Below are 22,041 nucleotides of genomic sequence, written 5' to 3'. Positions count from 1 at the left end.
AGTTATGAATTCCCTGGGATCCGACCATGAAATCTGCGAAGCTACCGGTATATCCGGTAGTTTTCGTACAATCCAGATTCATCCTACATTGAGATGCAACCTGCTCTGCAAACATTGTTATTCCTCATCATCTCCGGTGTTTAAGACAGGACTGGAATCTGAAAGACTTCTCCGGTTTATTCAGTATGCTGAAAGAAAAGGTTTTAATGCTATTTCTTTGTCGGGAGGAGAACCACTGATGTATCGTGAACTTGACAAAGTTGTGCAATTTGCGAAATCTCTTGGAATGAGGACCGGAATGGTTTCTAACGGGATGCTTCTGGGATCTGAATTTGCCGGAAAAGTACTGGAATCAGTAGACATTGTTGCCATCAGTATCGATGGTGAGCCTGAATGGCATGATTACATGAGAGGGCAAAAAGGTGCTTTTCAGCATACATTGCGTGGTATAGAGATACTCAGAAATTTACATAAACCCTTTGGATTTATCCACACTATTACCAGTAAAAGTTGGGAAAGTCTGATATGGCTTGCTGATTTTGCAGTGTCACAGGGAGCAAGGCTTCTGCATTTGCATCCTGTTGAAAATTCAGGAAGAGCCTCGACTGAGATGTCTGATTATATGCTCAATGATACAATCAGGTATAAAATTTTTATTCTGACGGAATATCTCAGAAATAAGTATAGCTGTCGGTTAGAGATTCAGCTTGATTTATCTCATCGGGATTATATTAAAGAAAACCCGGAAGTTGTTCGCTTTTATAACCCGGATAACAGCTCTTTGGCGGATAGATTGGAAAAAAGCATGAATAACATTGTCGTTGATGAAAAAGGAGACATTTATCCGATTTCTTACGGAATTTCATCGAAATTCAGAATAGGAAGTATTTATCAACGTTCTTTTGAGGGAATGTTTGAACGCTTTCTGGAAGAAAAAGGCAGGTATCTGGATACTTTGCTCAGCCGAACCTACGACATGATTGTTCATGATGAAAGTGTTGATATGGTAAGTTGGGGAGAGATGATTGTAGAACAAAGCCTGCAATCTTCAGACTTAATGACGGTATAAAACAATAGCCCTCAGTTTTCAGAAAACGGAGGGCTATCATTATATTTTGAAAAAAATTATGCTAAAGCAACACGTTTGAATTCAGTAATAGTCAAACCTTTTTGTGTTTGTTCCAATAACTGTTTGATGTTGATAGAACCGTCTTTTACGAATTGTTGGTTCAACAAAGTAGATTCTTTGTAGAATTTCTCCAATTTACCAACAGCAATTTTTTCTAACATTGCTTCTGGTTTTCCTTCCTGACGAGCCTGGTCTTTACCGATTTCAATTTCACGCTCAACAGTAGCTGCATCTACGCCGTCTTTATCCAAAGCAACCGGTTTCATAGCAGTAATCTGCATTGCGATATCTTTTCCAACTTCCTGAACATCTAAGCCCTGAACATTTGCAAATGCTACAAGAACACCGATTTTGTTGTTAGAGTGGATATAAGAAACTACTTGTTCTGCAGTTACATTTTCGTAAGCAGCAATATTGATTTTTTCACCAATTTTACCTGTCAATTCGATGATATGCTCTTCTGCTGTACGTCCGTCAGACAATTTTCCTGCTAATAATTCTTCTTTTGTTGCTGCATTGCTGGATACTGCCAACTCAAGGATACCATTTGCCAAATTAACAAAATCAGATACTTTAGATACTGGTTCAGTTTCACAGGCAACAGCTACTAATTTACCGTTAGTTGCATCTCCGTTGATTGAGATTAAAACAACACCTTCATTTGTTGCGTTGTCAGCACGTTTTGCAGCAACTTTCTGACCTGCTTTACGAAGAATATCAATCGCGGCTTCGAAGTCACCATTAGCTTCAGTGAGGGCTTTTTTGCAATCCATCATGCCCGCACCTGTCATTTGTCTAAGTTTATTTACGTCTGCTGCTGAAATAGCCATTGTATTGTATTTTTTAAGATTTAAAATTTCTGTGATTAAAAAATTCCGGAATCTGAGATATCCGGCCGGAAAACTGAAATTACTAAACTACAAGAATAGCCCACAGAAAACTATGGGCTATCCAATTGTTAATAATTATTTTTTACTGGGATTAACAATTGAGCTAACAACATATTGCCGGTAAATTCAACTGTTTTTTGCCCGCTAAAATTATTCTTGTTCAGCTTCTTTTTCGTATTTAGCCGCCACTTTAGCTGCTTCAGCAGCCTCTTCGATATCAGCTAAACGTTTTGATTCTTCTTCTTCAGCCAAACGAGCATCATCTTTATCCTGCTTACGCTCCATAAGACCTTCTTCAATAGCCTTACCGATTGCTAAAGTGATTAAAGAGATAGACTTGTAAGCATCATCATTTGCAGGAACCGGATAGTCAACTAATTCCGGGTTAGAGTTAGTATCACACATTGCGAAAACCGGGATACCTAAACGTTTTGCTTCAGCAACTGCAATGTGCTCACGCTTAACATCAACAATGAATAAAGCTGCAGGAAGACGGGTAAGGTCAGTAATACCGCCCAATACTCTTTCCATTTTTTCTTTATCACGTGACATCATCAAACGCTCACGTTTTGCAAGAGCTTTAACAGTAACTTCGTCTTTCAACATTTTGTCAATAGTTGACATAGTTTTGATCGACTTACGTACAGTAGCGAAGTTTGTAAGCATACCACCTAACCAACGGTCAGTAACGTAAGGCATTTTCAAACGACGAGCTTCTTCAGTAACGATTTCCTGAGCTTGTTTTTTAGTAGCCACAAACATTACTTTACGACCTGAACGTACAATTGATTTAATTGCAGTACAAGCTTCGTCAAGACAAGCAAGCGTCTTGTTCAAGTCAAGGATGTGGATACCATTTTTCTCCATGAAAATGTATGGAGCCATTTTTGGATCCCACTTACGAGTTAAGTGTCCGAAGTGAACACCAGCATCAAGAAGGTCTTTGTATTCTAATTGTGCCATTTTAGGACAGTTATCATCTCCGTAATTATCAATAAACAGGATTTTTACCCTATTATCAGACAATTGAACTTCGAATTAAACCAATTATTAAGAGTGAAAAGATATGAAAGTCAACAGGCGTCGGTCACTGTAAGCCTTATTGACATAATTTATAATAAAACAAATATCAATTGCCGGGAAAAGAGAAGAATCACTAACCGGCAATTGATATGAGTAAATATTAACGTTTTGAGAACTGGAACTTACGACGGGCTTTAGCACGACCTGGTTTCTTACGTTCTACCATACGTGGATCACGGGTTAAGAAACCTTCTTTCTTCAATGGACCACGTAATTCAGTATTACCTTCCTGTAATGCACGAGAGATAGCCAGACGAAGTGCTTCTGCCTGACCTTTTACTCCACCACCATCAAGATTAGCTTTAACATCAAAAGTACCTGAAGTGTTAGTTAACACAAATGGTTGGTTGATGATAATCTGAAGGATTTCTGAAGGAAAATACTCTTTATAATCACGACCGTTCACTACGATTTCTCCTTTACCGGGAGTCATGTAGAGGCGTGCTACGGCTGTTTTTCTACGACCTAATGTATTAGTTACTTCTGCCATTTTTTTATAGAGAAGTTATTTGTTATTGTCAGGAATAGTGAGTCGAAATCATAGATTCCTTAGCCAATAACGAAATAACGATTATATTAGAATTTGATTTCTTTTGGTTGCTGTGCAGCATGTGGATGCTCAGCTCCTGCGTAAACAAACAAGTTGTTGAATAATTTACGTCCTAAACGGTTCTTTGGTAACATACCTTTTACAGCAGATTCCACAACACCTCTTGGATTTTTTGCCAATACTTCTCTTGGAGTAGCAAAACGTTGTCCACCCGGATATCCAGTGTGGCGGATATAAACCTTATCAGTCATTTTCTTACCAGTCAAACGAACTTTGTCGGCATTGATGACGATAACATTATCTCCACAATCAACGTGTGGTGTGAAAGATGGCTTATGTTTGCCACGAATGATTTTCGCAATCTCAGAAGTCAAACGACCTAAGATTTGGTTTTCTGCATCTACGATGACCCATCCCTTTTCTGTGGTAGCCTTTGTGGCTGAGATGGTTTTGTAACTTAAAGTATCCACTTTTTTGTACGTTTTTTTAATGTTGAATCACCAAACATAAAGCCACGGAATTTGCTTGATTATCAGTGATTATAGACCTTATTTTCAAAACAATTGGGCATCATCGTTGAAAATGGGAGTGCAAAGTTAAAAATATGTTCTTGTAATTGCAAATAGGCCTTCATTTATTTTTATAAAAATAAAGGTTGTAAGCCACTGAGACTCACAACCTTTATAATATATACTTTTTGACTGTCCGAATAAACTACAAATCCGTCAGATCAAAGCCTTCCATGAAAGAAGTTGTGAACTGACCTGATTTAAAACGCTCATCATCCATTAATTTAATATGGAAAGGAATGGTGGTTTTAATACCTTCAATCACAAATTCCTGTAAAGCTCTTTTCATTCTTAAAAGAACTTCTTCACGGCTTTGACCCGAAACAATCACTTTCGCAATCATAGAGTCATAGTTTGGCGGAATGGTATAACCTGAATAAACATGGCTGTCAATTCTTACACCATGGCCACCCGGAAGATGTAAATTCGTGATTTTTCCCGGAGAAGGACGGAATCCGTTAGCCGGATCTTCTGCATTGATACGGCATTCCAGAGCATATAATTTAGGAAAATAGTTTGCTCCTGAAATAGCCACACCTGCAGCCACTTTAATTTGTTCTTTGATCAGATCGAAATCGGTAACTTCTTCAGTAATAGGGTGTTCTACCTGAATACGGGTATTCATTTCCATGAAATAGAAATCCCCGTTTTTATCAACCAGAAATTCAATTGTCCCTGCACCTTCGTATCCGATAGCAGCAGCACCCTTGATGGCAGCTTCACCCATACGCTCACGCAATTCAGGGGTAAGTGCCGGGGAAGGAGTTTCTTCACATAATTTCTGATGACGACGCTGAATAGAGCAGTCACGTTCTGAAAGGTGACAAACTCTGCCAAACTGATCTCCGACAATCTGAATTTCGATGTGTCTCGGATCTTCAACATATTTTTCCATGTAAAGCCCGTCATTACCAAAAGCCGCAGCAGATTCAGTCTTAGCGTCATTCCAGAGTTTTTCAAATTCTTCTTCATGACGGATAATTCTCATCCCACGGCCACCGCCTCCGGCAGTCGCTTTGATAATTACAGGATATTTTATGCCTTTTGCTAAAGCTTTGGCTTCTTCAACCGTGTCAATTAATCCTTCAGATCCCGGAATAACAGGCACACCTGATAATTTCATAGTTTCTTTAGCCGTAGCTTTGTCACCCATTGAATTAATCTGGTCAGCAGTAGCTCCGATAAACTTGATACCGTATTCAGAACAAATTCTTGAAAATTCAGCATTTTCAGAAAGGAATCCATAACCCGGGTGAATGGCATCAGCTCCGGTTACTTCAGCTGCTGAAATAATAGCAGGAATATTAAGGTATGATTGACGGCTTGGTGGTGGGCCAATACAAACGGCTTCGTCCGCAAATTTTACGTGAAGACTTTCTCTGTCAGCAGTTGAATAAACAGCTACTGTTTTGATACCCATTTCACGGCAAGTGCGAATAATTCGGAGGGCGATTTCCCCTCTGTTGGCAATAAGTATTTTCTTAAACATAATGTTCAGTGAACAATTATCGGTTATCAGTTATCAAAGAGAGCAGAGTATTTATTCCACCCGATAGCAAATGTTAAAACTTTGCTTTACAAAAAAAGTTATCAAAAACAGAATATTTAACTGAGATTGATAACTGGATGTTGATAACCGGATTAATTTGGTTCTACTAAGAATAGTGGTTGGTCGAATTCAACCGGAGTAGCATTTTCAACCAAAACTTTAACGATTTTACCTGAAATTTCAGACTCGATTTCGTTGAATAATTTCATGGCTTCAATAATACAGACAGGTTTCCCTTTTGTGATTTCTGAACCGATATCTACTAATGAAGGAGCATCAGGACTAGGAGAACGGTAAAAAGTTCCAATCATCGGTGACTTGATCGTTAGGAGATTGCTTGCTGCAGGGGCAGCAGCAGGAGTACTTGGAGCGGCTGGTGCTGCTGCTACAGGCGCAGCTGCCGGAGCGGCGGCAATTACCTGAGGAGCCGGAGCAGGAGCGGCTGCAATAACATGTTGCACTGCCTGAGCTTGTCCGTAACGTTTGATTGAGAGTTTTAACTCTGACGTCTCGATACTTACTTCATCAAGATTAGATTGAGCGATGAAGTCAATTAATTTCTGGATTTCTTTAGATTCCATTTGTTAGGTAAAAGAAAAGTTAGGAGATTCAATATCTTAAGGCTTTCTGTTCCGAAGCCGGACTCCGGGAAAACTCAAGTTTAAAAACTTTATTTAACACGCTCAGCATAAGCATAAGTACGGGTATCAACTTTGATAAGCTCGTCTTGTTCGATAAACAAAGGTACAGTGATTGTTGCGCCTGTTTCAACGGTAGCAGGTTTTTTAGGAGAGTTGGCAGTATCACCTTTTACACCAGGTTCAGTGTAGGTTACTCTCAATTCTACAAACGGAGGCAATTCACAGGTAAGGGGCTGTTCCGTTTCAGCATTCATCAGAATTTCTACTTCCTGACCTTCTTTCATTAAGTCAGCCATTTCAACCATACTTTTGTTCAGTAAAACCTGCTCAAAAGTTTCATTGTCCATAAAGTTGAACCCAAATTCGTCTTCAAAAAGATATTGGAATTTTCTTCTTTCTACTCTTACCGGATAGATAGTCACACCAGAGTTGAAAGTATTGTCGAACTGTTTACCAGACGTCAATGATTTTAATTTTGTTCTCACGAAAGCCGGGCCTTTACCAGGTTTTACGTGAAGGAACTCAACGATTGAATACAAGTCGTTGTTAAAATTGATTACTAAACCGTTTCTAATGTCTGCGGTAGTTGCCATTTGTTCAATTTTCAATTATGCGTAAGCGATAGCAAAAGGATTCTCCGGATGATAGCGACTTACTTATATGAAATAAAAGTTTATTGATGCAAAATTATAAAAAATAAGCGAACACTTCCTATTGAATATTAGCTTAGTGCAATCTTATAATGAAATAGTTTCAATTATTTGTTGGGATCATAAGCCCATTTCAAATAAATCGAGCCCCATGTAAATCCTCCTCCGAATGCCGCAAGAATAAGGTTATCACCTTTTTTCAATTGGTCTTCATAATCCCAAAGGCATAATGGAATGGTTGCAGCAGTGGTATTTCCGTATTTATGAATATTTAGCATTACTTTTTCCTCACCCACGCCCATACGCTTTGCAGTGGCATCAATAATTCTCTTATTAGCCTGATGGGGAACCAGGAAAGCAACATCTTCACCGGTAAGTTTATTTCTCTCCATGATTTCCGCAGAAACATCAGCCATTCTTGTCACGGCAAATTTAAAAACAGCCTGACCTTCCTGGTGGATAAAATGTAAACGGGAATCAATGGTTTCATGGGTAGGAGGATATGCACTACCTCCGGCTTTCTGAATCAGGTGGCTGGCTCCGTTTCCGTCAGATTTTAGTATAAAATCCTGAATGCCAAGCCCATCTGCATCCGGTTCAAGCAATACTGCTCCGGCACCGTCTCCGAAAAGAACACAGGTAGTACGGTCAGTATAGTCAACAATTGAAGACATTTTATCAGAGCCAACTACGACCACTTTCTTATATCTGCCGGATTCAATAAACATAGCTCCGGTTACGAGCGCATTAAGAAATCCTGAGCAGGCTGCTGCCAGGTCATAAGAAGCAGATTCGGGTATGCCTACTTTGGCACAGATAAGATTTGCTGTAGCCGGGAAAAAATAATCAGGCGTTACAGTTGCACATATCAATAAGTCCACGTCTTCCGGACGGGTATTGGTTTTTTCCAGAAGTCTTTTTACAGCTTCTGCTCCCATCACCGAAGAACCTTTTCCTTCGCCTTTCAGAATTCTACGTTCTTTAATCCCGGTACGAGATACTATCCATTCGTCGTTGGTATCAACAATTTTTTCAAGTTCTGCATTTGTTAACACATACTCGGGCACGTATCCGGAAACACCGGTAATTGCAGCTGTGGTTTTATTCATAGTTTTTTCAATGGGAGAATGATAGAATGTTTGGAATGGGGAAATAAATAGGAAAATGCCTGTCAGTCATTTTTTGAATGAAGGGCTTTTTACACATTCGTTCATTCACTCATTCAACATTACTAAGCTAATGCTTCTTTGATTTTTTGATAAACTTTTGATTCAACCTGTTTTTTACACAGGTGAACCATATTTTTAATTGCTGTCGGGGAAGATGCGCCGTGAGCTATTATCACGTTGCCGTTTACTCCGATAATAGGGCTTCCTCCGACTGCTTCATAATTAGTTCCGTCCAGAAAGCTGTCTCTTACGCCTCTTTCAGCCATGATACCATAAAGAGATTCGCCCATTTTGAGGAGTATATTTCCGGTAAAACCGTCAGTTACGATTACGTCAGCTTTGCCTTTAAAGAAATCTTTTCCTTCAATATTTCCGATGAAGTTGATTTTTTTATTCTCTTTCATTAACTGGTGAGCCGCCTGAATTATCAGAGAACCTTTTTTCTCTTCTTCTCCAATATTCATTAAGGCAACTCTCGGGGATTCTTCGCCAGTTGTGGCACGACAATAAATTGAACCTAATTCGGCAAATTGTGCAAGCATTTCAGGTTTTACATCCGCATTGGCACCAATATCAAGCATTACTGCATATTTACCATTGGTCTGTGGTGCAAATCCGGCTATTGCAGGTCGGAAAACACCTTCTATCGCTTTCACTGAAAATAAGGCTCCAACCATCATGGCCCCTGTATTTCCGGCTGAAGCAAAGACATCCACTTCACCTGTCTTTAAAAGTTTAAACCCAACTCCGATGCTGGAATTGGGTTTTTGAGATAATGCCTTCGTAGGATGCTCACCCATTTCAATTACGTCATCAGCATGAATAATTTCAATGTTAGCACCTTTAAAGTTATGTTTTTCAAGAATAGCATTAATGACAGACTGTTGTCCTATCAAAACAATGGTAACGTCTGAGGGCATTTCTGCTGATGCTTGGATTACTCCATCTACAATAGCTTCCGGGGCGAAGTCTCCACCCATTGCATCTACTGCTATCTTCATTTGATATACTGTTTGGTTAAAGAAAACGTAACCGCAAAAATAGCATTAAATGAAGAGGTAAACAGTATTTCTTTGATGTTTTTTGGTACAAAAATAAAAGTTTAATCTTAAAGGATAGAAATTAAACCGCCTTTTTGACACATTAAGGATTGATGGTCAGCTATTTATAAGATAAATTACGCTTGTGGTGCGTAACCTTCCACAATCATTTTACCTTTGTAATATAAGTTTCCTTCGTAAACATGAGCACGGTGGAAAAGGTGAATTTCTCCTGTTTGTGGATCTACCGCGATTTGCTTAGGAGTTGCGAAATCATGTGAACGTCTTTTATCTCTGCGAGTTGTCGAATGTCTTCGTTTAGGATGCGCCATTGTCTTATTTAATTACTGATTGATATACAAATTTTAAACTAATTACTTATTTCTTTAAATTTTTTAATGCTGCCCAACGTGGATCAATGCTGTCTTCATCTATCGGTTCATCATCCGCCGGCTCATCATCTTCATCTCCTCCTGTTGAATAAACCAGAATTCCTTCCTCGTCCTCAAAGTCATCATCTTCATCAACATCTCCTAAAAATCTCGGATGAAGTTTTTTCATCGGAATCTCAAGACCTATAAACTCAAAAAGATCATGAGCGATATTTAACTGCTGAGTATTTCTGTCGATAAGATATAACTCATCAGAAAGTTCTTCATTGTGATCTCCGAATTTCAGAATCAGTTTTTCAACCGTATCTATCGGAAAATCGAATAACTCAAGACTTCTGTCACATGTCAGTTCTACATTCCCGACAATATGATATTTCATCTGGATCATTGTCTCAGACTTATCAAGCGTTATAGTAGCTTTAAACTGACCCTTTTCTACCAATTCTTGCTCTAATTCGGCAAAAAACTCATTACCTCCCTCAAATTCAAACGTATGCAGTTTGTTTTCGAGCTTGAAAATGTCAATCTTATATTTGTCTAAAACCTTGTTTTTCACGACTTTGCTGGAAAAGAGTGCAAAATTACAGAGGATTTTCGAGTAATGCAAAAGATTGTTTGAGTTTTATATTCAAGCAATTAGCTTTTTTCTTCCTGATTCCGGAGTGTCCTGCTAAAATTTATCAGGGGGTTTCTGTTAAATATGTTTAGTCAAACGATCAAAAATTCCGAACTTTGCCGGATGATGAAGATTATTAAAGAAAATAAGGCCTTTTTTATTCCCTACCTGATTCTGCTGGTAATTGCTTTTTATTGGATTATGACTACTTCTAAGCTTGATCAGATGAAGTGGATCAATGCTTTTTCGAATCCCGGAGGCTTTCAGTTCTTCTATTATATTACGCTTTCAGCAGAAGGAACTGTATGGACAATATTGATTTGCCTGTTATTGTTTATCAGATTCGACTGGGCTATTATTGCCATCCTTTCCGTAACGATTTCATCACTTTTTACCCAGTTTCTCAAACTTTCTGTATTTCCGGATTTTCTGAGACCTATTGCCTTTTTCAAAGACCAGCCGTATCACTGGGAACTCATGAACGGGCTTTTTATGAACGAATACAATAGTTTTCCTTCAGGGCATACCACTTCGGCTTTTGCCAGTTATACTTTGATTGCCATCATGGTAAAGAATAAAAAAGCCGGATTTCTGTTTATTACACTGGCTTTTCTTACCGGTTTCTCAAGACCGTATCTTTTCCAGCATTTTCCAGAAGACGTGCTCGCAGGTGCTGTTATCGGAAGTTTATCCAGTGTATTGATTTTTTATCTTATGACTTCCCTGTTTGACAAATATCCTCAAAAATGGTATTTGAGAAATTTGAGTAACTTGTCAGGAAAGTGATTTTTGCTTCTATGGCTTTGATTATCAGTATTTAAAATATCAAAATATTTCATTTGTACATGAAAGAAAAATATAATTACCTGTTAATTGCCTTATTGGGAGGACTGTTTTTTGTACCCTTTTTAGGCGCTTCTCATTTGTTCGACTGGGACGAAATCAATTTTGCGGAATCAGCCAGGGAAATGATTTTAACCGGGAACTACTCAACAGTTCAGATTAACTATCAGCCATTCTGGGAAAAACCGCCTTTATTCTTCTGGATGCAGGTTTTAGCAATGAAAGCTTTCAATGTTTTTTCTGATACTTCCGGTTTTTCACCCGAATTCGGAGCAAGATTTCCGAATGCCATGATCGGAATAGCTACATTATTGGTTTTTTACTCGATTGGTAAGAAACTTTATAATTCTAAGTTTGGATTGCTGTGGGCTATCGCTTACCTGGGTTCATTTACCCCGCACCTGTATTTTAAATCAGGTATTATTGATCCGACTTTCAATCTGTTTATATTTCTGGGGGTATGGTTTTTGGCAAGAATAATTACGCCGATTAACAATTCCCCTGCAATGGGATTAAAAGGAGCTATTCTTTCAGGTTTATTTATTGGTCTGGCTATTTTAACAAAGGGCCCGGTGGGAGGTTTGTTATGGGGATTGACTTTTCTCTCATTCTGGGGAGCCGGCGGATTTAAGATACAGTTCCTTTTAAATAGTATAAAACCTGTCCTGGTATCTATAGGAGTGGCTTTTCTGGTAGCCTGTATTTGGTTTGGTTTATCTATTTATGAAAACGGAATTGCCCTTTTTCAGGACTTTATTGCTTATCAGATCCGTTTGCTTACTACAGGAGATGCAGGACATGAGCAGCCATTTTACTATCATTTTCTGGTTGTGTTGTTAGGATGTTTCCCTATTTCGGTTTTTGCAATCAGAAATCTTGGTTTTGTGAAGGTGCCCAAAACAAATGTTTCTTCATCCGATGCCGAGGTTTGGGCTGATACAATTTTCAGAAAATGGATGATCGTACTCTTTTGGGTTGTAATGATTTTATTTACCATCGTTAAGACCAAAATTGTACATTATTCTTCTATGGCCTGGTTTCCGGTTTCATTTCTGGCTGCACACACGCTTTATCAGTGGCTGGCGGGAAAGTTCAAATGGAACAACTGGCTGAGTTTCGGCGTCATTTTCATTGGTGGTCTTATGGCAATTGCTTTGGCATTGGTGCCAATTGTGGGGATGTATTCGGATCATATTACTCCCTTTATAAAAGATTCATTTGTGGTAGGCAATTTACAGGCTCCGGTTCAATGGAGCGGGACAGAACCATTTATCGGATTGATTTATTTTGCCGCTATTTTTCTTTTCTTTCATTTCCGTAAAAAGGAAAAGAAATCACTGGCTTTATATATGTTATTTTTCGGTACAGCGATTACACTTTTTGTATATTCTGCAATCGTTGTTACTAAAATCGAAGGTTATACACAAAGAACAGCTATAGATTTTTATGAATCGCATCGGGGACAGGATATTTATATAGAGCCTTTGGGTTTTAAATCTTATGCACATTTATTTTATTTCAGAAAACCTGTGCCGGCAAAATTGAAATACAGGAATGGAGAAGAAGTATTAAATGCTCCTAAACTCGACAAACCGGCTTATTTCGTCATGAAGGTAGATGCGGGAGATGATTTGAAATATCATCCCAATCTCGTTTTGATTAAAGAAGAGAACGGATTCCTGTTTTACAGAAGGAAATAATGATCCGGCGGTTAAATGCTGAATACAAAAAGAGCGGAATTCTGATAAAAATTCAGTTTATCAGAACTCCGCTCTTTCAATTAATAAGTCAATGTATTAGAATTGCTCGGTACCGGAAAAGAAGAACGAGCCTTCAATAGCAGCATTTTCATCTGAATCAGAACCATGAATCGCATTAGCTTCAATTGATTTTGCGAAGATTTTACGGATTGTTCCTTCATCAGCGTTCGCCGGATTAGTTGCTCCGATAAGTGTACGGAAATCAGCTACAGCGTTTTCTTTTTCTAAGATCATTGGAACGATCGGACCTGATGACATATAATTACATAGATCAGCGTAGAATGGTCTTTCAGCATGTACCGCATAAAACTGGCCAGCTCTTTCTTTGGTAAGCAAAGTTTTTTTCAAAGCGATTACTTCGAAACCAGCTTCTTCAATCATTTTGGTAATTGCACCTATGTTTCCATCCGCCACAGCGTCAGGTTTAATCATGGTAAATGTTCTGTTAGTTGCCATATTTGGTTATTTTTGATAAAAACTTTACAAAATTACCTCAATCCTGTCAGGTTTTCAAAGCCTAACAAATTTTATTCACTAATTCTCTTTAACTTTGCCCTTCTGTTTTTAAAACAACAGGCTGATTCTCATCTGTGCTGTCAGAAAATCCGCTCAACATGAATGTTGAGGTTTTCAAAAAAGGAAGATATCAATCAGATTTTCTGTTTTGTTATAATAAATTCATAAACGAAGAAATGCAAAATTTGAATGCCTTCAAGGAATTGATTTCAACTCCAAAAAAGGTAGTGATAACCACACACTTCAAACCCGATGCCGATGCGCTTGGCTCTTCATTAGGTTTGGCTCGTTACCTTAAGAAAAAAGGTCATACTGTGGATGTAATTACTCCTTCAGACTATCCTAAATTTATTGCCTGGATGGATGGTAATGAGGATGTTATAAATTTTGAAAATAATAAAACCAGACAAAAAGCTATTAAATTAATTGCTGAGGCAGACCTGATATTTTGTTTGGATTTTTCAGCATTATCACGCATTAACGATATGGAAGCGGTTGTCAGAAATGCACCGGGTGTAAAGGTGATGATAGATCATCATTTGTACCCCGAGAATTTCTCTCAGTTTAGTCTTCATGATACAAATGCTTCTTCTACCTGTGAGTTAATCTATAAACTTATTACGGAATTATTGGGAGATAAAGCACTGATGGATATCCCAACCGGAGAGTGTCTTTATGCAGGAATGATGACCGATACAGGTTCTTTCCGCCATCCAAGTACCACGCCTGCGGTTCATAGAATGGCAGCGGAGATCATGGAAATCGGCGTAAATACCAATAAAATTCATAGAAGGATTTATGACAGTACTTCTTTTGACCGTCTTAAATTCCTGGGATATGTTCTTTCTGAAAAACTGACAGTTTTGCCGGAATTCAGGGTAGCTTATTTTGTAGTTACGGATGAAGAATTAAAGCGATTTAATTCTCAAACGGGTGATACAGAGGGAATTGTGAATTATGGCTTACAGATAGAAAACATTGTAATGTCTGTAATTATTGTTGACAGGCCGGAAGCGATTAAAATGTCTTTCCGTTCTGTTGAAGAATTTGCGGTAAATGAAATAGCCAGCAAGTATTTTAGCGGCGGCGGCCATAAAAATGCAGCAGGGGGTAAAACAAACGGAATTGGCCTGCAGGCAACGCTTGATAAACTATTGAGTATTTTACCGGAATACAAAGAAGCCTTACTTTCCGTACCGAGTTAAGCATTAAATTTGAAATATTTTACAAATAAAGAAAAACAAACAAATAACGACACTAGAAAAAACAGCTGTCAAAACTCAACCAGAAATGTTAAAAAAGATAAGTTTATTCCTCTCTGCTGCTACTTTGCTGGTAGCTTGTAACAAGTACAAAGTTGAAGTGAAAGATGGAGTGAAAATCCAGTTCCATTCGCATGATGACAATGCAAAAAAACTTAAAGACGGCGATATCGTAACTTTTAATATAGAATTTAAAAACGGATCGGATTCAGTTTTACAAAGTTCTTATAAAGATGGAAAACCTGCAAAAGCGATGATTCAGGCTGCCGGTGCTTCAGGTTTCAAAGGAAGTTTTGAAGACGGCCTTCGCCTGCTTGCAATCGGTGATAGTGCTACAATTTTTGTTCCGGTTGATTCTATCGCTAAAAATCCACAGCAAATGCTTCCTCCGTTCATCAAAAGAGGAACTGACCTGAAGTATACAGTGAAAGTTGTGAAAGTTCAGACTAAAGCGGAATTTGAAAAAGAAATGAAAGCTGAGGCTGACAAAGCAAAAGTTGAATCAGAAAAACGCAAAGCAATGGTTCCTCAATTAGTGGCTGATTATGTTGCTAAAAGCGGTAAGAAATTTGAAACAGCTAAATCAGGTTTGCTGTATTCAATTTCAGCACCAGGAGCAGGAGAAAATGCTAAAACCGGTCAGACTTGTACTGTAAGCTATGTAGGTAAATTCCTTGACGGAAAGATTTTTGACCAGAATAAAAGTGCTGATATGCCAATCGGACAAATGATCCCTGGTTTTAATGAAGCAATGACGATGATGAAAAAAGGTGGAAAAGGTACATTTATCATTCCTCCGTCAATCGGATACGGAGAAGAAGAGAGAGGTCCTATCCCGGGTAACTCTATTCTTGTATTCGAAGTTGAAGTTTTAGATATCAAGAAATAATAGCGATTGCAGCAATGGTTAGGGGTTAGGTTCCGGGATAAAGTTTTGAATTGATAAGACTCCCTGAAACCTAGCCCCTAAAATCTTTCGGATAGATTGGCAATAAGAAAGGTTAATTCTCGTTAGAACTTTACTATTCGGCCTTTTGAGTGCCGGAGACCAATTTTTGTTAAAACATGAAAAAATCAAATATCATTAAGGCACTCTGTTTTTTGAGCTTATGTGTTGGACTTGGAGCGTGTCTGTCTAATGTTGAATTAGAAGACGACGTAAGGAAAAAAGAAATGGATGCCCAAATTGTTGCGTACCTGGCCAAAAATAACATTACTACTGCTACGAAATTGGGTAATGGCTCTTATTACTTCAAGAGTTTATCTCTCAATACTGCCCGTCAACCCAAGCAATACGATTCTATTATTGTAAACTATACACTGTCTGATCTGAGCGGTAAAGTGCTGGAAACTACTTCCACACCTTTTATTTACCGATACGGTTTCAGCAGCCCTATTTTTAACCAATTGATCAGTTTAATGAAAGAAGGAGAAAAAGCATCTGTTGTACTTCCGGGAACAGCACAGGCATTTGATAACCTTCCGGCTTATGCTCCGCTTCGTTGTGATATTCAGTCTTTCAGAATCAGAAATGAAGATGATTTGATTAATGATTTTATTGCAGGCAGAAAACTTACTGTTACCGATACTTCGAATAACGGGTTAAGATATATCAGGGTTGAACCAGGTTTCGGTGATGTTTTAGCTTCAGGTAAAGTTGCAAAGGTTAAATATGTAGGCCGGTTCCTGAATGGAAGTGCTTTTGACGGTAATTACTCCACAACTGACTCCCTGAGTGTAACCATCGGAGCGACAGGATCTTTGGTGACAGGTTTCCAGAAAGGTGTTGAAAAAATGAAGATCGGAGAAAAAGCATATTTGGTGTTCCCGTCTTCATTAGGCTATGGAACAACAGGATCAAGCTCAATTCCGGGGAATACCCCGCTTTGGTTTGAAGTAAAACTAGTTGGTTCAAACTAATTTTTGTATTTAATAAATCCTTACCAATACAACAATTAAACATTTTTAAAATGATTAAACCGCTATCAACTTTCAAATTTATTGGTTTTTTGTTGATGGGAGCTTTGCTGAGCTCTTGTCTTAGCAGCCCTACCGACGATTTTGCTGCCAAGCAATTACAAAATGACAAAGATATTCAGAGTTATATCTCAAAGAATAATTTGTCTATGACAAAAGATTTGAACGGGATGTACTATAATGTTACAAGTAACGGAGGATCAAGAGTTCCTCAGGCTAATGAACTGGTAACTTTATACTATGTCACTTCAAGATTAGATGGTACTATTCTGGATAGTACAAGTGAAAGTAAACAACAGCCTTCTGCCTTTATCTGGACTACCAATGCGGCTACAATTTTTGGTTTGCCGATTTCAACGATGAAGCAGGGGGATAAAGGTACTTTCCTGTTACCATCAGGACTTGCGTACGGAAGTCAGTCTTACGCAAATTTACCGGCTTATTCTCCGATCAGGGTAGATATCAAGTTCTTGAAGACAAGAAATGAAGAAGAACAGATTTCTGAATTTCTGACAAACCAGAAATTACCGACACCAGTGTTAACTTCTACAGGATTGAGATATATCATCACCAAATCTAATCCCGCAGGAGATTCAATCAAGACAGGTAAAACAGTTAAGGTGAATTATGTTGGTAAATTGCTTTATTCTTTCCGTCAGACAAATTCTTCAGGATTGACTACTTATGATAGCCAGTTTGATGCTGGAAGCTATAGTTTTGTAATGGGTGCCCAGTCTGTTATTGCAGGATTTCAGGAAGGAATCAGTAAAATGAGGGTAGGAGAGAAAGCAATACTTGTATTCCCTTCATCTTTAGGATATGGCGCATCTGGCGGGGGAAGTCTTATTCCTCCTTATGCTCCTCTGTATTTCGAAATTGAAGTTGTGAGTATCCAATAAGGTTTTTCTGTGATTAAATAAAATTTAGTTGTCAGATAAATTAACTTCTGATAATTTTGCATCCTCTTTTCTTCGGGAAAGAGGATTTTTTTTGTTAAAATCCTGGAAATGATTTAATCCGGTACAACTTTCTTACCGTAATTATTGTCAGGTAAAGAATAAGGACTGATTAAAAAGATAGATATACAGATGAAAACCAAGTTATGTTTTGCCTCAAACAATCAACACAAAGTAGAAGAAATAAAAGCTCTTTTGGGAGATAATTTTGAGCTATTGACCTTGAATGAAATAGGGTGTGAGGAGGAGTTACCTGAAACCGGAAATACCATGGAGGCCAATTCCCTTCAAAAAGCACAATATTTATTTGATCATTATAAAATAAACTGCTTTGCAGATGACAGCGGGCTCGAAGTTGCAGCACTGGGCGGAGAACCTGGCGTATATTCTGCCAGATATGCCGGAGAGCATCGGAGCAATGCCGATAATATCAGTTTATTGCTAAAGAACCTTGAAGGAAAAGAAGATCTTTCTGCCTGTTTCAGAACAGTGATAACTTTAATCAGAGATGGCGTAATACACCAGTTTGATGGCAGGATTGATGGCAGTATTATCAGAGAATTAAGGGGAGACGGAGGCTTTGGCTATGATCCTGTTTTTATTCCTTCAGGGCAGGAACTTACTTTTGCGGAGATGTCGATGGAGCAGAAAAGTAAAATATCTCATCGTGCCAGAGCATTTCAAAAATTCGTTGATTATCTGAAAAACGGGAACTGATACAGTAATTTTATGCTATTAGTGTCTTTAACTGAAAATCACCTCAAACTTTAATAATTTCTTAAAACAGAGCGTGTTTTAAGAATGAAAACCAAAAATAATCCCTTGTCAGGCAAAATCTGCGTTTACTGTATTTTTCCAAGATAGGTTTGCGATAATTTCATGATTTTTTGTAAATTTTGTAAATTCGAATAGGGGGATTTTGTGGATTAAATGTCTTTTTTTTGAGATGAAATGAATTATTTTAGCGAAAAAATAGTAACTTTTGATTCAGTTTTTGGTAATTACTACTGAATATTCTGATTTTGAACTTTCCTATTATTAATCCTATACTATTTCCTCTAAATCCATCTCCACTTTTGGTGCCTTAAAGACAAGTTAAAAATCTGTAAAAAGATCACTAATGATTTCAAAGCGTTTATTTAGAATACTTACGTTCGGACTGTTACTAATATTTTCCGGAAACATCTCAGCGCAATATATAATTACGGGTAGAGTAACAGATGCTTCGAATGGTGATCCTGTTCCTTTTGCTAATGTGGCCCTTAAAGGTAAAAATATTGGTACTGCAACAAATTTTGACGGAGTATTCACTCTTAGAACGAAAGTTCTGTCTGATTCTCTGTTTGCTTCCTTTGTAGGATATAAATCCCGCTATAAGGTGATTACCCAGTCGCCCGGAACTCAGACTATCAATTTTCAGCTCGAATCTGCCAACCGCGCACTTGAAGAAGTTGTGGTGTATTCAGGAGAAAATCCTGCATTTCGGATTATCCGGGGCGTTATTGCCAACCGGGAGAAAAATGACAGGAAACGACTGACTGCCTATGAATATGATTCGTATTCAAAAATGGAATTGGATGTTGATAATATTTCTGCGAAACTTCGGGAAAAGAAGTTTATGAAGAAAATTGATAAGGCTATAGAAAAATTCGAAAAAATAGCCGGAGAAGATGGAAAGCCTGTAATTCCTACTTTTATTTCAGAATCGATTTCTAAGTTTTATTACCGGGAAAGTCCTCAGCGAAAAAAAGAATTGATCGAAAAGACTAACGTCAAAGGTGTTGGTGTTCATGACGGTGGTTTTATTTCTCAACTGGTTGGCGGAAACTTGCTGGCTAATTACAATTTCTATGATAATTATGTTCCTTTCTTCGGTAAAGATTTTACCTCTCCGATCGGAGATAACTGGAAAGGGAACTACAAATATTTTCTTTCTGATACAACTGAAATAGACGGACATCCATGTTATGAGGTAGAATTTGACCCTAAGAGGGTGCAGGATCTGGTTTTTACCGGCAAAATGTGGATTGATACAACTAATTTTGCTCTGGTACAGATTGATGCCTCTGTTGGAAAAGGAGCAAACCTTAACTTTATTGAAAAGATAAAGATTCAGCAGGAACTTGAACGTACTTCTGAAGGTGCATGGCTCCCTGCCAAAACCAGATTTTTAATAGACATTGAACAAATTACAAAGAATTCTGCCGGGATGCTTTTAAAAATGTATATCTCGAACAGAAACTTTGTTGTAAATCAACCGAAACCTCTTTCTTTTTATGATTTAGCTTCTGAAATTGCCGAAGATGCCAAAGAGCCCGATCCCAATTTCTGGAAAGCTGCCCGATTTGATTCTTTAAGTAAACAGGATTTGCTGGCATCCTCATTAATTGACTCCGTCAGGAATATTCCGGTTGTTAAAACGTACGTCGAAGTTGCTGAAATCGTTGTCAGCGGATACAAAAGGTTCAGAAATTTTGATATAGGACCTTACATAAACGCAATTGCTTTTAATAAACTGGAAGGGATGAGACTGCGTTTGGGTTTCAGAACAAATCCTGATTTTGACAAGCACTGGATTTTAAGAGGTTTTGTCGGATTTGGAACTAATGACCTCCGGGCGAAATACAGTGGTGAAATTGACTATCTTTTTTCTAAAAAGCGATGGACAATGGCCGGTTTCAGGCATACATATGATGTAGAGAGAATCGGATTAACCCAGGAGCTGATAGGGGATAATAAGCTATTTTATGCCTTTACCAGATGGGGAAATTTCTCCGGAGCTTTCTATCGCAGAGAAAATGAATTTTTCTTTACAAAAGAACCTACAAAAGGCCTTTCATTTACAGTTGCACTGACACACAGAAGTTTTGACCCTTTGTTCAGATTTCAATTCCGGGAAAATCCTGAATTAGGGAAAGACTCTCCGGTAAAAGACAATTATGATGAGACGTTTTTTACTTTTGAAACGAGGTTTGCCAAAAATGAAACTTTTATCATGAATGGTAACGATCGGATTACGCTCGATACGAAGCGAATCCCTGTCATTACGTTCAGATATCAGAGAGGATTCAAAGACGTTTTAGGGGGAAATTTTGACTACCACAAATTTACACTTAAGGCTTATCAGACTTTCCGTCTGGGAACACTTGGGCGTTCGGCTTATACCTTATCACTTGGCTATACGCCTTCTACTTTGCCGGCACCTTTGCTTTTCCCGCACTTAGGTAATGAAACGTTCTTTTACAACAGAAATGCTTTCAATACAATGAAGTATTTCGAGTTTGTCAGTGATAAGTATGCCTCTATTCAATACAACCATAGTTTCGAAGGTTTAGTGTTTAACCGTATTCCGGCTATTAAAAAATTAAAATGGCGTCTTGTTGCCAGCGCCAATGTTTTATTCGGCAGCCAGCGCAAGGAAAACGTAGAGTTGATGCAGGAAGGCAAACCAAGACCGTTCGAGTCAAGATATCTTGACCGTTACGGATTCGATTCTTTAGATCCGAGCGTTCCTTTTGTTGAGGTCGGATATGGAATTGATAATATATTCAAGATATTCAGAGTGCAGGCATTTCACAGGCTGACTTATCTGGATCATGACAAGGCTACACCTTTTACTGTAAAGGCATCAATGCACTTCCAATTCTAAGACATTCTTTAGCATCTCATAAATTACCCTTATTCAAACTCCTGCTTTTTCGGTAGGAGTTTTTTTATTATATGCTGATTACAGTTGGTATTAAAATCGGAATACTTTCTATGATTTGAGGAGACGAAGAACTGGTCAGACCGACCTGAGTATTATTAAGCTTGGTAATAGTTTGTTTACTGATAAGCGTATGTTTTTTTTTCATAGCAATTATTAAAATGACGGAGGCTGGCAAATGAGCATAAAAATCCTCTAAATCTATAAAAAAATTAAAGATTTGCTGTCAGGCCTGTATTTAAATAATTATTGTCTATGAATATCAGGAACAGGAAAATTAATCAGGAGAATAGAATATAACACGCAAAATGCGGGATCGAATACACTTTGAGAGTTTACTCAAATTGCGGGGCTTCCGGGATAGATATATACAGATTGGAAACTTTAAAATCCATTGCTTGTGAATGGCAGCCGATAGCATAAACAGCTGGCTGATGATGGCAGGTACTGAAAGCTTTCGTGTAAAACTTGACCGAAAACTATTTTTATCAAATGATAATTTATGATTTTTCGTGATATATGCTGAAAATTTGTAATTTGTAAGAAAATTGCAAATCTCGCTATTGACAGGTAACAATCAGCATAACAAATGATTGGCTGATGATATTTGGCATTTATGGACGTTTCAGATAAAATTAATGAATTCTGAAAGGCTTTAGCTTTGCGGCTGATTTATCAGGAGATAATTACTGACTGATAACAGTAGGCATGATGAACTGGCTGATTACGGTTGGCATTCCGAA

General features: G+C 38.1%; 22 protein-coding genes. 9 read left to right on the top strand and 13 right to left on the bottom strand.

Annotation, left to right across the window (positions count from 1 at the left end):
* Positions 1-4: 4 nt before the first annotated feature.
* On the top strand, positions 5-1,069 hold the full coding sequence (locus tag BM179_RS14130; protein WP_092017790.1) for a radical SAM protein: 1,065 nt from the start codon (positions 5-7) through the stop codon (positions 1,067-1,069).
* Between the two features lie 56 nt (positions 1,070-1,125).
* Here BM179_RS14130 and tsf read toward each other — a convergent pair whose 3' ends face one another.
* The 11 genes from tsf to BM179_RS14075 form a co-directional block, all read right to left on the bottom strand.
* Positions 1,126-1,959 (bottom strand): translation elongation factor Ts, encoded by an 834-nt coding sequence (gene tsf / locus BM179_RS14125; RefSeq protein ID WP_092017789.1) that lies wholly within the window; start codon positions 1,957-1,959, stop codon positions 1,126-1,128.
* 210 nt (positions 1,960-2,169) lie between these two features.
* Positions 2,170-2,982: a 30S ribosomal protein S2 gene (gene rpsB, locus BM179_RS14120; RefSeq protein WP_092017847.1), complete on the bottom strand. Its 813-nt coding sequence runs from the start codon at positions 2,980-2,982 to the stop codon at positions 2,170-2,172.
* Between the two features lie 220 nt (positions 2,983-3,202).
* The gene (gene rpsI, locus BM179_RS14115) at positions 3,203-3,592 is read right to left on the bottom strand and encodes a 30S ribosomal protein S9 (protein WP_092017788.1); all 390 of its coding nucleotides are present in this window, start codon (positions 3,590-3,592) and stop codon (positions 3,203-3,205) included.
* 86 nt (positions 3,593-3,678) lie between these two features.
* On the bottom strand, positions 3,679-4,122 hold the full coding sequence (gene rplM, locus BM179_RS14110; protein ID WP_092017787.1) for a 50S ribosomal protein L13: 444 nt from the start codon (positions 4,120-4,122) through the stop codon (positions 3,679-3,681).
* A 244-nt stretch (positions 4,123-4,366) separates the two neighbouring features.
* Positions 4,367-5,710, bottom strand: a complete 1,344-nt coding sequence (gene accC, locus BM179_RS14105; protein WP_092017786.1) for an acetyl-CoA carboxylase biotin carboxylase subunit — start codon at positions 5,708-5,710, stop codon at positions 4,367-4,369.
* A gap of 152 nt (positions 5,711-5,862) precedes the next feature.
* Positions 5,863-6,351 (bottom strand): acetyl-CoA carboxylase biotin carboxyl carrier protein, encoded by a 489-nt coding sequence (gene accB / locus BM179_RS14100; protein ID WP_092017785.1) that lies wholly within the window; start codon positions 6,349-6,351, stop codon positions 5,863-5,865.
* An 89-nt stretch (positions 6,352-6,440) separates the two neighbouring features.
* Positions 6,441-7,004, bottom strand: coding sequence for an elongation factor P (efp, locus tag BM179_RS14095; RefSeq protein ID WP_092017784.1), 564 nt, complete (start codon positions 7,002-7,004; stop codon positions 6,441-6,443).
* 164 nt (positions 7,005-7,168) lie between these two features.
* Entirely contained in the window at positions 7,169-8,170 is a 1,002-nt protein-coding gene (locus BM179_RS14090) for a beta-ketoacyl-ACP synthase III (protein ID WP_092017783.1), read from the bottom strand.
* Between the two features lie 122 nt (positions 8,171-8,292).
* Entirely contained in the window at positions 8,293-9,231 is a 939-nt protein-coding gene (gene plsX, locus BM179_RS14085) for a phosphate acyltransferase PlsX (protein WP_092017782.1), read from the bottom strand.
* Between the two features lie 176 nt (positions 9,232-9,407).
* Complete coding sequence (gene rpmF, locus BM179_RS14080; RefSeq protein ID WP_092017781.1) at positions 9,408-9,602, bottom strand: 50S ribosomal protein L32; 195 nt, start codon at positions 9,600-9,602, stop codon at positions 9,408-9,410.
* Positions 9,603-9,648: 46 nt separating this feature from the next.
* On the bottom strand, positions 9,649-10,218 hold the full coding sequence (locus BM179_RS14075) for a YceD family protein (protein ID WP_229632950.1): 570 nt from the start codon (positions 10,216-10,218) through the stop codon (positions 9,649-9,651).
* A 183-nt stretch (positions 10,219-10,401) separates the two neighbouring features.
* Here BM179_RS14075 and BM179_RS14070 point away from each other — a divergent pair, with 183 nt between their 5' ends.
* Both BM179_RS14070 and BM179_RS14065 read left to right on the top strand, forming a co-directional pair.
* On the top strand, positions 10,402-11,064 hold the full coding sequence (locus BM179_RS14070; RefSeq protein WP_177219409.1) for a phosphatase PAP2 family protein: 663 nt from the start codon (positions 10,402-10,404) through the stop codon (positions 11,062-11,064).
* A gap of 59 nt (positions 11,065-11,123) precedes the next feature.
* Positions 11,124-12,821, top strand: coding sequence for an ArnT family glycosyltransferase (locus BM179_RS14065; RefSeq protein ID WP_092017779.1), 1,698 nt, complete (start codon positions 11,124-11,126; stop codon positions 12,819-12,821).
* A gap of 96 nt (positions 12,822-12,917) precedes the next feature.
* On the opposite strand, the gene BM179_RS14060 is transcribed toward BM179_RS14065, so the two are convergent.
* Entirely contained in the window at positions 12,918-13,337 is a 420-nt protein-coding gene (locus BM179_RS14060) for a nucleoside-diphosphate kinase (protein ID WP_092017778.1), read from the bottom strand.
* A 236-nt stretch (positions 13,338-13,573) separates the two neighbouring features.
* On the opposite strand from BM179_RS14060, the gene BM179_RS14055 reads away from it, so the two are divergent.
* From BM179_RS14055 to BM179_RS14030, 6 genes are all read left to right on the top strand, one after another.
* Positions 13,574-14,602: a DHH family phosphoesterase gene (locus BM179_RS14055; protein ID WP_092017845.1), complete on the top strand. Its 1,029-nt coding sequence runs from the start codon at positions 13,574-13,576 to the stop codon at positions 14,600-14,602.
* Between the two features lie 85 nt (positions 14,603-14,687).
* Positions 14,688-15,548, top strand: coding sequence for an FKBP-type peptidyl-prolyl cis-trans isomerase (locus BM179_RS14050; RefSeq protein ID WP_092017777.1), 861 nt, complete (start codon positions 14,688-14,690; stop codon positions 15,546-15,548).
* 176 nt (positions 15,549-15,724) lie between these two features.
* On the top strand, positions 15,725-16,579 hold the full coding sequence (locus BM179_RS14045; protein ID WP_092017776.1) for an FKBP-type peptidyl-prolyl cis-trans isomerase: 855 nt from the start codon (positions 15,725-15,727) through the stop codon (positions 16,577-16,579).
* 50 nt (positions 16,580-16,629) lie between these two features.
* Positions 16,630-17,535: an FKBP-type peptidyl-prolyl cis-trans isomerase gene (locus BM179_RS14040; RefSeq protein ID WP_092017775.1), complete on the top strand. Its 906-nt coding sequence runs from the start codon at positions 16,630-16,632 to the stop codon at positions 17,533-17,535.
* Positions 17,536-17,724: 189 nt separating this feature from the next.
* Positions 17,725-18,309, top strand: coding sequence for an RdgB/HAM1 family non-canonical purine NTP pyrophosphatase (rdgB, locus tag BM179_RS14035; RefSeq protein WP_092017774.1), 585 nt, complete (start codon positions 17,725-17,727; stop codon positions 18,307-18,309).
* 403 nt (positions 18,310-18,712) lie between these two features.
* On the top strand, positions 18,713-21,241 hold the full coding sequence (locus BM179_RS14030) for a DUF5686 and carboxypeptidase-like regulatory domain-containing protein (RefSeq protein ID WP_092017773.1): 2,529 nt from the start codon (positions 18,713-18,715) through the stop codon (positions 21,239-21,241).
* 67 nt (positions 21,242-21,308) lie between these two features.
* Here the strand turns inward: BM179_RS14030 and BM179_RS25350 are convergent, their stop codons facing one another.
* Complete coding sequence (locus BM179_RS25350) at positions 21,309-21,446, bottom strand: hypothetical protein (protein WP_177219408.1); 138 nt, start codon at positions 21,444-21,446, stop codon at positions 21,309-21,311.
* Between the last annotated feature and the right edge of the window lie 595 nt (positions 21,447-22,041).

Origin of the sequence: Pseudarcicella hirudinis (assembly GCF_900115665.1) — a bacterium.
Taxonomy (GTDB): domain Bacteria; phylum Bacteroidota; class Bacteroidia; order Cytophagales; family Spirosomataceae; genus Pseudarcicella; species Pseudarcicella hirudinis.
Note: the sequence above shows the minus strand (reverse complement) of the source record. Positions and strands in the feature narration are given on the sequence as shown.

What these genes read in the sequence shown, in the direction of transcription:
- BM179_RS14130 (WP_092017790.1), top strand. Translation starts at nt 5, where the DNA reads ATGAATTCCCTGGGATCCGACCATGAAATCTGCGAAGCTACCGGTATA.
- tsf (WP_092017789.1), bottom strand. Translation starts at nt 1,959, where the DNA reads ATGGCTATTTCAGCAGCAGACGTAAATAAACTTAGACAAATGACAGGT.
- rpsB (WP_092017847.1), bottom strand. Translation starts at nt 2,982, where the DNA reads ATGGCACAATTAGAATACAAAGACCTTCTTGATGCTGGTGTTCACTTC.
- rpsI (WP_092017788.1), bottom strand. Translation starts at nt 3,592, where the DNA reads ATGGCAGAAGTAACTAATACATTAGGTCGTAGAAAAACAGCCGTAGCA.
- accC (WP_092017786.1), bottom strand. Translation starts at nt 5,710, where the DNA reads ATGTTTAAGAAAATACTTATTGCCAACAGAGGGGAAATCGCCCTCCGA.
- accB (WP_092017785.1), bottom strand. Translation starts at nt 6,351, where the DNA reads ATGGAATCTAAAGAAATCCAGAAATTAATTGACTTCATCGCTCAATCT.
- efp (WP_092017784.1), bottom strand. Translation starts at nt 7,004, where the DNA reads ATGGCAACTACCGCAGACATTAGAAACGGTTTAGTAATCAATTTTAAC.
- BM179_RS14090 (WP_092017783.1), bottom strand. Translation starts at nt 8,170, where the DNA reads ATGAATAAAACCACAGCTGCAATTACCGGTGTTTCCGGATACGTGCCC.
- plsX (WP_092017782.1), bottom strand. Translation starts at nt 9,231, where the DNA reads ATGAAGATAGCAGTAGATGCAATGGGTGGAGACTTCGCCCCGGAAGCT.
- rpmF (WP_092017781.1), bottom strand. Translation starts at nt 9,602, where the DNA reads ATGGCGCATCCTAAACGAAGACATTCGACAACTCGCAGAGATAAAAGA.
- BM179_RS14070 (WP_177219409.1), top strand. Translation starts at nt 10,402, where the DNA reads ATGATGAAGATTATTAAAGAAAATAAGGCCTTTTTTATTCCCTACCTG.
- BM179_RS14065 (WP_092017779.1), top strand. Translation starts at nt 11,124, where the DNA reads ATGAAAGAAAAATATAATTACCTGTTAATTGCCTTATTGGGAGGACTG.
- BM179_RS14060 (WP_092017778.1), bottom strand. Translation starts at nt 13,337, where the DNA reads ATGGCAACTAACAGAACATTTACCATGATTAAACCTGACGCTGTGGCG.
- BM179_RS14055 (WP_092017845.1), top strand. Translation starts at nt 13,574, where the DNA reads ATGCAAAATTTGAATGCCTTCAAGGAATTGATTTCAACTCCAAAAAAG.
- BM179_RS14050 (WP_092017777.1), top strand. Translation starts at nt 14,688, where the DNA reads ATGTTAAAAAAGATAAGTTTATTCCTCTCTGCTGCTACTTTGCTGGTA.
- BM179_RS14045 (WP_092017776.1), top strand. Translation starts at nt 15,725, where the DNA reads ATGAAAAAATCAAATATCATTAAGGCACTCTGTTTTTTGAGCTTATGT.
- BM179_RS14040 (WP_092017775.1), top strand. Translation starts at nt 16,630, where the DNA reads ATGATTAAACCGCTATCAACTTTCAAATTTATTGGTTTTTTGTTGATG.
- rdgB (WP_092017774.1), top strand. Translation starts at nt 17,725, where the DNA reads ATGAAAACCAAGTTATGTTTTGCCTCAAACAATCAACACAAAGTAGAA.
- BM179_RS14030 (WP_092017773.1), top strand. Translation starts at nt 18,713, where the DNA reads ATGATTTCAAAGCGTTTATTTAGAATACTTACGTTCGGACTGTTACTA.
- BM179_RS25350 (WP_177219408.1), bottom strand. Translation starts at nt 21,446, where the DNA reads ATGAAAAAAAAACATACGCTTATCAGTAAACAAACTATTACCAAGCTT.